The sequence below is a fragment of the Candidatus Marivariicella sp. genome, assembly GCF_983056325.1.
On sequence record NZ_CEZOWA010000011.1, the window covers coordinates 57,269 to 68,735 of the forward strand.

Here is an 11,467-nt window from a genome sequence, read left to right on the forward strand (position 1 = left end):
ATGAAAATTATTTATTAAAACCACAAATTTTATTTTTGATTAATTTTTTCTTTTCATGACCTTATAATTTTTATAGTCACTTAAAATAGCTCAATGACATATTTAGAATTATTTATTCAATCTTTTCTAGAAGTACTAAATTGGACTTTTAGGCAAATCACTTTTGATGTTCCAGTTAGTGAAAATTATTTTTGGGGTTTAATTCTGATTTCAATAATTGTATGGATTCTTGAATTAGTTTTTCCTTGGAGAAAAAATCAAAAGATATTTAGAAAAGATTTTTGGTTAGACTTGTTTTATATGTTTTTCAATTTTTTTATTTTTTCAATAATTATTGTTGGATTTTATGACGTTTCTAACAAACTAATCGGAGATATATTTAGCTTAAACCTAAGCTCATTTGCTATAATGGATATCTCTTTGTACAATCCAATCATTCAATTAATAGTATTTTTTATTGTTTCAGATTTCTTTCAATGGTTTACTCATGTTTTAATGCACAAGTATTCGTTTTTATGGAAATTTCATAAAGTCCATCATTCTGTTAAGGAAATGGGATTTGCTTCACATTTTCGTTATCATTGGATTGAAAATGTTTTTTATAAACCCTTCAAATACCTTGCTATAATAATTATTGGTGGTTTTGAACCAGAGCAAGCATACATAATTCATTTTCTTTCTATTACAATCGGTCATCTAAATCATTCCAATTTAAAAATAAGCTATGGCCCATTTAAATATATATTTAACAACCCAATTATGCATCTTCATCATCATGCTCATTCATCCCCTGACAAATTTAAAATAGGTGTTAATTTTGCAATAAGTTTAAGTGTATGGGATTATATATTTAAAACTAATTATATCCCTAATTCAGATGGGGAAATAAAACTTGGATATGAAGGTGATCATAATATGTCCAAAGACTTTAAGGGGCAATTATTTTATGGTTTTAAAAAAGATGATTAAATAAGTTAAATTTTTATCTCTTTCTTCTATTTAGATTAAGTATAAATAATTATTTTTGTATTATCTTAATTTAAGATGTAAAAATACTTAGATGATTATGATTTACAGAATAAAACTTTTATTAGTTACACTTCTTTCAGGTTTTCTGACCTATTCCTATTTAATTATTGAAGATACAACTAACGTGAAATGTATGATTCAAATGACAAATTATGAAGGATTTGGAGCATATATTATAATATCTTTAATTAATCCTGAAGGAAATTATGAGGACACACTTTATGTGCAAGGTAAGGACAAAGAATGGTACAGTGAATTAAGTAGATGGTGGAGATTTTATGCTAAAATTAGAAATAATGTTGATGCAATAACCGGAGAAACTATAAGTGGAGGAGAGCGAACCGTAAGCTTAATAAATATTCCAAAAGAAAAAATTGATAAAGGTTATAGTGTTAGATTTGAAAGCTCAGTTGAGGATCAAAAATATTACACTGAAGACGTTCAGTTTGAATTGACTTCTGAAAATATAAATAGTAAAATTGAAGGAACTGGATTTATTCGTTATATAAGGACGATTTCTAATTAGATAAATATATGTCACTTCTTGTTTGGAGATATAGTCACTTCTTATTGGCTTTAGTTTCTTCACTTTTTTTACTTATCGCCTCCGTCACTGGAGGAATTCTTGCTTTTGAGCCAATTTCATTGTCAATTCAACCTTACAGTGTCACTTCGCTTGATAAAGTCTCACTGAACCAAACTATTATAGCTCTTAATAAAAATTATGATGAAATAATTGAAATTGAAGTAACTGATGATGATTTTGTTATGGCATCAGTTATTACAGACAATGCTGAAGTAAAAAAAATTTATATAAATCCTGTTACCGGAGAAAAAATAGGGTTAGTTAAAAAACAAAAACAATTTTTCACATTCATCACAAATTTACATCGATCACTTTTTCTCAAAACAATTGGTCGAATTTTTGTGGGAATAGTTTCCCTTTTACTTTGCTTTATTGCGGTTACTGGAATTTTTTTGTTAGCAAAAAGACAGGGTGGATTTACTAAATGGTTTAAGCGTGTTCAAGATAATAATATCAAACAGAAATACCACGTAATCATTGGACGTTGGTTAGTTTTTCCAATTATAATAATTGCCGTGACAGGAGTTTTTTTGTCCGTTGAAAAATTATCATTAATGCCTAAAGATTATTTCAATTTTAGTTGGAATGAAAAACAAAATGAATCTGCCAAAAACAAATCATTATCAAGTTTCTTTCAAACAATTTCTTTAGATGAAGTAAGAAATTTAAGTTTTCCATTTTCAAAAGCTGAAGAAGATTTTTTTGAACTCTCTTTAAACGACAGAATATTGATTATTGATCAGTTTACTGGACGTGTCAAAAAAGAATCATATTATCCTTTTGTTAAATTAGCAGCTAGATGGAATTTAATATTACACACCGGAAAGGGTAATATATTATGGTCTATCATATTATTTATATCAAGTTCAAGCATGCTTTTTTTTATGTATACCGGGTTTTCAATGTCACTTAAACGTATACTAAAAAGTAAAAAAACAAAGAAAATATTAGAAGCTAATGAATGTGAATATATAATTTTAGTTGGTTCTGAAACTGGAAACACATTTGTATTTGCAAAATATTTTTTTGAAAGCCTAATTAAAGCTGGAAAGAGTGTTTTTATGTCTCCATTGAATGATTATACTCAATATGAAAAAGCCAAAAATATTGTTGTTTTTACAGCTACTTATGGAGATGGTGAAGCACCCTCAAATGCTCGTTTATTTGAAAAAAAATTCAAAACCGTTATTCCGATAAATAATATGAATTTTTCTGTTGTGGGCTTTGGATCTTTAATGTATCCAAACTATTGTCAATTTGCTATTGATGTTGATCAATTACTTAATAACAATCCAAAATTTAAATCAAATTTGCCGTTATACAAAATCAACGAAGAATCAAAAGGTGCATTTGAGTCTTGGTTTAAAAAATGGACTAAAGCCACCCCAATTGATTTAAGTTTAGATATAACTAAACCAGTTAAAAATAAATTAAAGACAAATTCTTTTAAAGTTGTAGAGAAAATAAAAATAAATATTGATAATACATTTTTAATAAAGTTTGAGCCAATAAAAAAAATAAAATATGAGTCAGGAGATTTACTAAATATAATTCCAAAAGAAGATAACTATATCAGACAATACTCTATTGGAAAAATTGGTGAAAATTTATTATTAAGTGTAAAAAAACACAATCAAGGTCTTTGTTCTTCATATTTAAGTACTTTAAAAGTTGGTGATTTTATAAATGGAATTATTAATAGTAATTCTAATTTTCATTTACCCAAAAAAGCACATTCTGGGATCCTAATTTCAAATGGAACAGGAATTGCTCCCTTTCTTGGTATGATTAGTGAAAATAGAAGTAACATACCCATATCTATGTTTTGGGGAGGAAGAACAAAGGAGTCTATAAACATTTATGAAAAATATATAGAAAATGCTATTTCAAAAAATAATATTTCAAACTTTCATATGGCTTTATCAAAAGGAGACAAAAAAGAATATGTGCAAGATGTCCTAATTAAAAATAAAGAGGAAGTTTGTGATACTATAAAAAATAATGGATTTATAATGATATGTGGTTCGTTATCGATGCAACACGATGTTCTGGATATTCTTGAAGAAATTTCTTCCATAAACTTAGATCAGCCATTAAGTGAATTTGAAAATAATGGTCATCTACTTTTAGACTGTTACTAAATCAGTCTAAACTCCACCTCATTCCGATAAAATATCGAATACCTTGATTGGATGCGTAAACATATGATGGGTCAAATGTAAGAGCATATGGATTTTCAGTGGTTTTAGTAGCGCTTCCGTTTTGATCAAAGATTACATTTTTATCAAAAGGATCAAATGAACGAGCTATACTATTTTTATCAGGTGTAAAATTTAAAATATTTTTTATACCTCCAAAAAATTCGTAATTGTTTTTAAGAGACTTTGTTATTTGTAAATTCACTATGCTAAAAATGGGAGAAAACTCATCTCTTGGATCCAAAGATCCCAATCGGGGGAGTCTCATTTTCCCTACTATATTTCCAGTGAAATCGATTTTATATGTAGATTCAATAAATTTCTTTTCAATTTTCCACACCCCCTGAAAGCTTTCTGTTAAGTAGGGGGTATATTCTTTTCCGTCTTCAATAATTGATGAGTCAATATAAGTTGCACCAATATTAATTCTTAGTCCATTAATAAACAATGAATTTATATTCAGCGAAATTCCTTTAGTAATAGATCTACCATTTAAATTATCATAGATTATTAAGTTTGGATTTGTATCATAATTCGGAACAATTTTATTCGAAAATTTTGTCCAAAAAATACTGGAATCAAAATCTAGTATGTATCCTTCCTTTGCATATATTTTTTTTACATAATTAATGTTTGTATTCCAAGACCTCTCTGGTTTTAAATTATTTAAAAAAACAACATCTCTAGCTCCTGTTAAAGCAGCATGATCCTCAGTAAAAACTTTTGCAATTCTGTATCCTGATCCTAAGCTAAATCTTAGAGTTGAAGATTTGTTATTATTAGTAATTTTATAATTAAATCTTGGAGTGATAATGTCCCCATGAATTGAATTGTGATCATATCTAACACCAACTAATACTGTATTGGAATCATTTATTTTTATTTCATCTTGAATAAAAACTCCTGGAAGGTTTGTTGATTCTGACATATTAGACGAGGAGTTGTCATCATATGTTGCAGTCGTATTATCATCATAGAATGTGTGCCTGTAGGCTAGTCCAAAAAGAAAAGAATTTGATTTCATATTTTTACTCCATACAAACTGACCAAAACCAATTGATTGTTTTGCATTAAATATTGTATTTCCATATACGGAGTTTTGGTCATGATTATTAAAACTAAATTGAAAAAATAAATTTTTATTAAAATCATATTTTCCAAAAATTTCAACCCGACTGGTGTAAATACTTTCACCATAAACTTCAGTTCCACCTCTATATCTTGGAGACCAATTCATTTGTCCACCCCATCTATCTTCATAAACATATCTTGTTGCAACTGATAACCTATTTGAAAAATTTAATTTATTAAAAATAGAAATTCTGTCTACCAGAGTTAAATCCGTAAATCCATCATTATTATTGTCAATCGGATTTGAATAATTGAAATAATTAACACCTAAAATTCCCTGTAACTTATTTTTTGATCCGTACTTAAAACCTAAATCTGTATTTATCTCTCCCCACCCCGAAGTAAAAGTATCAAAAGAAAATTTAGATGCATTTGCTGGCATTTTAGTAATTAAATTAATTACTCCTCCAATCGCCTCTGAACCATAAAGAGAAGATGCTGGACCTTTGACAATTTCAACTTGTTCAATTAAAGATTGTGGAATACCTGTTAACCCGTATACTGTTGATAGCCCACTAACAATTGGAAGCCCATCAATTAAAACCATTGTATAACTACCCTCCTGACCATTAATATGAATATCTCCTGTGCTACAAACGTTACAGTTTAGTTGAGGTCTAATACCATTAATAATACCCATTGACTCAAAAACAGATGGAGTTGGATTTCCTTTAAAAAATTCTTTGGTATAAACTTCAACCGGAACGGGGCTATTTAGTTTAGAAACCGGTTTTAATGTTCCAGAAATGACTACCTCATTTAATTGATCGTCAACTTTAAGTTCAACTAATCCGATATTTTTTTCAGTATTACTTACTTTTTGAACAAAAGATTTATGTCCTATATATGAAATAATTATTTTTGGATTCTTTATCTTAGATATGTTTAAAATAAATTCGCCTGATTGATTAGTTGTTGTACCAATTTTAGTTCCACTAATTATTACAGAAGCACCAGGAAGAGGTGATCCCTCAGAAATCACTCTTCCGATAATTGAATAATCCTGAGCAAATGAAAACTTAATAAAAAAAAACAAAAATATAATTCGAGACACAAAAAAGTTTTATACTGCAAAACTATTAAAAAGTTTTATACTGCAAAACATTTATGAAAAAAACAATCGAAAAAGAAAATTATCTTAAGGCTATTTATAAACTGGAGGAGAAAAAGGATAAGGTAACTGTTACCGCACTTAGTACTTTTTTCAAAGTAAGTAAATCTACTGTTTCAAATATGTTAAATAAATTAGTAAAGATGGGTTTTGTAGATACCAAACCTTACAAACCGATTGAAATGACTTCTTTAGGGAAGAAAAAAGCTATTGAAATAATTTCAAAACATAGACTTATTGAATTGTATTTAGTAAAAGAAATGAATTTTTCGGTTGATGAGGTTCATGAGATTGCTGAAGAAATAGAACATATTGAAAATTCAAACTTTTTTAATAGAATGAGAGAAATTTTAGGGGATCAATTAATTGATCCCCATGGCTCCATTATTCCCGATAGTGAATATTAATTATTAAGCCCAAATAATTAAAGCGTTAAATTGCACAAAATATGAAACAATATTTTCCAATTTTAAACTGGCTTCCTAACCTTTCTAAAAAATCAATTAAAAATGATTTTATTGCGGGATTAACCGTTGGAATCATGTTAGTTCCTCAAGGAATGGCATATGCCCTTCTAGCAGGGCTACCTCCAGTATTTGGATTATACGCAGCCTTAATACCCCAAGTCATTTATGCTATAATGGGTACATCGCGACAATTGTCAGTTGGTCCAGTTGCAATGGACTCCTTGTTAGTTGCCTCTGGATTGGCAGCATTAAAACTTTCTGGGATTGATGAATATATTTCAATGGCAATTTTTTTAGCATTTTTCATGGGTCTTATTCAGCTTATTTTAGGATTTATGAGAATGGGATTTTTGGTAAATTTCCTTTCCAAGCCCGTTATTTCTGGTTTTACATCTGCTGCAGCTATTATTATTGGATTAAGTCAATTAAAGCATCTGGTTGGAGCTCCTTTTGAATCCAGTAATAAAATACATTTACTTTTATTTGAGTTTATAGATAAAGGATCTCAAATACAACCAACAACATTAGTAATTGGACTTTCAGGGATAGGAATATTAATTTTACTAAAGAAGCTAAATCCTTCAATCCCTGGAGCCCTTATTGCGGTTATTTTTTCTAGTCTTTGGATTAAATATTTTGGACAAGACTCAGGAGTATCAATTGTAGGTATAGTTCCGGAGGGCCTCCCGTATTTTAAACTTCCTGAAATTCAACTAATAAATTTTTCAAAAATATTACCATTAGCACTCACATTAGCCTTAATTGCTTTTATGGAAGCTATCTCTGTTGCAAAAGCTATTGAAGAAAAGAAGGATTATTCGATTGATCCAAATCAAGAATTAATTGCACTTGGAACATCTAATATTATTGGATCTTTATTTCAATCATATCCAACCACAGGAGGATTTTCTAGAACAGCAGTGAATGAACAAGCAGGAGCTCAATCTGGATTAGCATCAATAATAAGTGCAATGGTAGTAGGTCTTACTCTTTTATTTTTTACTCCGCTATTTTATTTTTTACCGAATACTATTTTAGCATCAATAATAATGGTTGCTGTTTTTAAATTAATTGATTTGCAATCACCAAAAAAGTTGTGGAAGTCAAGTAAAAGTGAGTTTTATATTCTTTTATTTACCTTTTTTATTACTTTATTTATTGGGATTAAGGAGGGAATCATCTTAGGTGTTTTAGCTTCATTGTTGTTATTAGTATATAGATCTTCTCAACCACATGTAGCTGTATTAGGTAAAATTATGGGAACGGATTATTTTAAGGACGTTGATAGGTTTACAGAGGATATTGAGACATTCGAAAATTTACTCTTATTAAGGTTTGATGAGCAAATATATTTTGGCAACTCTCAGTTTTTTAAAGAAAGACTTCTCGAAAGGGTTGATCAAAAAAAAGGAAAATTAAACGTAGTTATTCTAAGTTCCGGTGGAATTAATTATATTGACTCTAGCGGTATGAAAATATTAAATGAAATAATTCTAATTTTAAAATCTAAAAATATTCAATTTTATGTCGCTGGAGCAATTGGTCCAGTTGTGGATAGTCTATTTAAAAGTGGTGTTGCGAAAAATATTGGAGGCAAACTTTTTTTTGCAAACACTCAACAAGCGTTTAAATATTATATACATAAAAACCCTAAGAGTAAAATAGAAAAAAAAATAAGCTTACAAGCAAATTTAGAAATTTTAGAATAATATGAAAGTAGAACAAATTTATACTGGATGTCTCTCTCAAGGAGCCTATTATATCGAAAGTGACGGCGAGGCTGCTATTATTGATCCTCTAAGAGAAGTTGATAGCTATATCGAAAAAGCGAAGGCAAATAATGTTAAAATCAAATATATTTTTGAAACACATTTTCATGCAGATTTTGTTAGTGGACACTTGACACTGTCAAAAAAGACGGATGCACCAATAGTTTATGGACCTAATGCAAATCCAGATTATGATGTTATAATTGCAACCGATAATCAAGTTTTTAAAATAGGAAGTTGTACTATAACTGTATTACACACTCCAGGACATACAATGGAAAGTTCAACCTATTTATTGAAAGATGCCAGTGGAAAAGATCATGCAATATTTAGTGGAGATACTCTTTTTCTTGGTGATGTTGGGCGCCCTGATCTTTCTCAAAAATCTGATGATATGACAATGGAAGACTTGGCTGGAATTCAGTTTGAAAGTTTAAGAAACATAATCATGCCTTTAGCTAATGATGTGATTGTTTATCCCGCACATGGAGCAGGTTCAGCATGTGGAAAAAATATGATGAAAGAAACGGTTGACACTTTGGGAAATCAAAAAAAGATAAATTACGCCTTAAGGGCAGATATGACAAAAGAAGAATTTGTTAAAGAGGTTACTGAGGGACTCATGCCCCCTCCAACCTATTTTCCTTCAAATGTCAAAATGAATAAAGAAGGTTATGAAGATATAGACTCAATAATAAAGAGAGGGATTAATCCAATATCAGTAACAGAATTTGAAAAGACAGCTAACGAATTAGGGGCTATTATTTTAGATGTTAGACATCAGCAGGACTTCGCAAAAGGTCATATTCCAAGATCTATTTTTATTGGTTTAAAGGGTGGATTTGCTCCTTGGGTAGGAGCATTATTAGCGGATGTAAAACAACCAATTTTACTTGTTGTAGAAGATGGAGAGGAAGAGGAGGCGATTACAAGATTATCTAGAGTTGGATTTGATAACACTATTGGATATTTACAAGGTGGGTTTTTAGCTTGGAAGGAATCCGGAAATCAAATTGATAAAGTAACATCTATTTCGGCTCAGCAATTTGAGATAGATATCAAAAATAAAGATTTTAGCATTTTTGATGTTCGTAAACCTTCTGAATTTGAATCTGAAAGAATTGATAAAGCAATTAATGCTCCTTTGGATATTATTAATAATTATTTAAAAGTTTTGCCAAATAATAAGGATTTTTATGTTCACTGTGCGGGAGGATATAGGAGTATGATTGCTGCTTCTATATTAAAAAGCAGGGGTGTACATAATTTGATTGAAATAAAAGGAGGATTTAAATCAATAAAGGAGACTTCGATTCTAATAATATAGACCATGAAAAAATTAATATTTATTGTCGTACTCTTAATAAGTAATATTTCAAACTCGCAAGTAAACAGCTCTTCCATTGATTTCGATGGAGATGGAATTCCAAATTCATTTGATTTAGATGACGATAACGACGGAATATTAGATACAATTGAGTGTCCACCTAATGTCAATAATTCAACTCTTGCCATCACTGGAGACTTATCTGGAAATTTTACAGGGGGATATCCGATTTCAACTTCTCCAATAACAGTTATCGGTTCAGGATCTGGACAGGTCGGAGGAGCATTTGAAAAAAATATAAATATAAAAACAGAGCTTGGTGAAGGTGATGTTTTTCAGAATTGTCATATAATTTTTAATGTAAATGGAAATTTTGATGATGGATTAACATTTTCTATTGATGATGTAGTTTATCTTAATTTTAACGAATACCATTGGAATGGAAATTTTGCAGGAACATCTGCGCCAGAATTTATGGGTACTGGAAAGTTTAATTCAAGTGGTAATGGAGGGCAATGGACGCCCTGGACTGGCGAAGGAAATCCAACTGTTGAGATAACTCCAGGATCAATTAGATTAATGTTAGACACTAAAGGTGGCGGTAGAGAAGATGCTTTGCCTTATATGGACCCAAACGGTAATTCAAGTGCAGGAGAATTAGTTATAAATCCAAATTTTACATACGATTGTTTAACCGGTTTTAAATTGACTTTTGGAAACTCAAATCATGGAGGTCCCGGTTCAATTAACGCAAACGTAGTTGTTGAAACATTCATTAATCCTTGTAATACAGACACTGATGGAGACGGCATACAAAACACTTTAGATCTTGACTCTGATAATGACGGATTACTTGATTCAATTGAGGGAGGTTCAGTAGACACCGATGGAGATGGAGTATTAAATTTTTTGGATAACGACGATGACGGAGATGGTTTTTTAACATCGTATGAAATAACATGTAATACAGATCCTTTGGACAGTTCTTCTATGCCAGTTGATTTTGACGGTGATTTCATTCCAGACTGTGTTGATCAGGATGATGACAACGATGGTTTTAACGACGTGAATGATGCTTTTGCTTTTGATCCAAATGAATGGCTGGATACCGATGGAGATGGAACAGGAAACAATGCAGATCTGGATGATGACAACGACAATTATACAGATGAGGAAGAGATTTTTTGTCTTAGTGACCCACTGAATAATAGTCAAACTCCACCTGACAATGATGCGGATTATAATCCAGACTGTATCGATACCGATGATGACAACGATGGTTTTTTGGACACCTTTGAAATATTTTGTGGAACAGATTCTTTGAACTCAAGTTCGGTTCCCCTTGATACCGATCAAGATGGTATTTCTGATTGTGGGGACTTAGACGATGACAACGATGGTTTTGATGATACTTTGGAGATTCAGTGTAACACCGACCCACTGGATCCTTTATCGGTCCCAATTGATACTGATGGAGATGGAGAATTTGATTGTTTGGATTTAGATGACGACAACGATGGGTTAACTGACGAAGAAGAGCTACTTATTGGAACAGATACCTTGGATGCTGACACCGATAACGATAATGTTGACGATTTACCCGATGTTTTCCCCTTAGACCCAACGGAGTGGGCAGACACCGATGGAGACGGCATAGGAGATAACGCAGATACTGACGTGGATGGCGATGGTTATTTAAATGCAGATGAGATTATTTGTGGTACGGACTCTCTCAACGCAGGGGATACTCCACTGGATTACGACGGAGATTTCATACCAGATTGTATAGATCCCGATGACGACAACGATGGTTGTAACGACGAGGACGATCAATTGCCTTTTAATGAGA

The 11,467-nt window shown here is 30.9% G+C and carries 7 protein-coding genes and 1 pseudogene; 7 read left to right on the top strand and 1 reads right to left on the bottom strand.

Going from position 1 to position 11,467, the window contains the following annotated elements:
- Positions 1–93 precede the first annotated feature (93 nt).
- From AC3ATN_RS05195 to AC3ATN_RS05205, 3 genes are all read left to right on the top strand, one after another.
- On the top strand, positions 94–969 hold the full coding sequence (locus AC3ATN_RS05195) for a sterol desaturase family protein (protein WP_487532172.1): 876 nt from the start codon (positions 94–96) through the stop codon (positions 967–969).
- Positions 970–1,060: 91 nt separating this feature from the next.
- Positions 1,061–1,555, top strand: coding sequence for a DUF2271 domain-containing protein (locus AC3ATN_RS05200; RefSeq protein WP_487532173.1), 495 nt, complete (start codon positions 1,061–1,063; stop codon positions 1,553–1,555).
- Positions 1,556–1,563: 8 nt separating this feature from the next.
- Positions 1,564–3,756, top strand: coding sequence for a PepSY domain-containing protein (locus tag AC3ATN_RS05205; protein WP_487532174.1), 2,193 nt, complete (start codon positions 1,564–1,566; stop codon positions 3,754–3,756).
- Position 3,757: 1 nt separating this feature from the next.
- Here AC3ATN_RS05205 and AC3ATN_RS05210 read toward each other — a convergent pair whose 3' ends face one another.
- Positions 3,758–5,998 (bottom strand): TonB-dependent receptor, encoded by a 2,241-nt coding sequence (locus tag AC3ATN_RS05210; protein ID WP_487532175.1) that lies wholly within the window; start codon positions 5,996–5,998, stop codon positions 3,758–3,760.
- A 53-nt stretch (positions 5,999–6,051) separates the two neighbouring features.
- Between AC3ATN_RS05210 and AC3ATN_RS05215 the strand changes: the two genes are divergently transcribed.
- The 4 genes and pseudogenes from AC3ATN_RS05215 to AC3ATN_RS05230 all read left to right on the top strand — a co-directional run.
- On the top strand, positions 6,052–6,462 hold the full coding sequence (locus AC3ATN_RS05215; RefSeq protein ID WP_487532176.1) for a metal-dependent transcriptional regulator: 411 nt from the start codon (positions 6,052–6,054) through the stop codon (positions 6,460–6,462).
- 41 nt (positions 6,463–6,503) lie between these two features.
- On the top strand, positions 6,504–8,231 hold the full coding sequence (locus AC3ATN_RS05220) for a SulP family inorganic anion transporter (RefSeq protein WP_487532177.1): 1,728 nt from the start codon (positions 6,504–6,506) through the stop codon (positions 8,229–8,231).
- Position 8,232: 1 nt separating this feature from the next.
- Positions 8,233–9,618, top strand: coding sequence for an MBL fold metallo-hydrolase (locus AC3ATN_RS05225; RefSeq protein ID WP_487532178.1), 1,386 nt, complete (start codon positions 8,233–8,235; stop codon positions 9,616–9,618).
- Between the two features lie 3 nt (positions 9,619–9,621).
- A pseudogene (locus AC3ATN_RS05230) lies at positions 9,622–11,467 on the top strand (hypothetical protein); the annotation flags it as partial.

Bases quoted from the DNA above. Each gene is read 5' to 3' on its own strand.
- AC3ATN_RS05220 (WP_487532177.1), top strand. From the start codon at position 6,504: ATGAAACAATATTTTCCAATTTTAAACTGGCTTCCTAACCTTTCTAAA.
- AC3ATN_RS05195 (WP_487532172.1), top strand. From the start codon at position 94: ATGACATATTTAGAATTATTTATTCAATCTTTTCTAGAAGTACTAAAT.
- AC3ATN_RS05215 (WP_487532176.1), top strand. From the start codon at position 6,052: ATGAAAAAAACAATCGAAAAAGAAAATTATCTTAAGGCTATTTATAAA.
- AC3ATN_RS05200 (WP_487532173.1), top strand. From the start codon at position 1,061: ATGATTATGATTTACAGAATAAAACTTTTATTAGTTACACTTCTTTCA.
- AC3ATN_RS05205 (WP_487532174.1), top strand. From the start codon at position 1,564: ATGTCACTTCTTGTTTGGAGATATAGTCACTTCTTATTGGCTTTAGTT.
- AC3ATN_RS05225 (WP_487532178.1), top strand. From the start codon at position 8,233: ATGAAAGTAGAACAAATTTATACTGGATGTCTCTCTCAAGGAGCCTAT.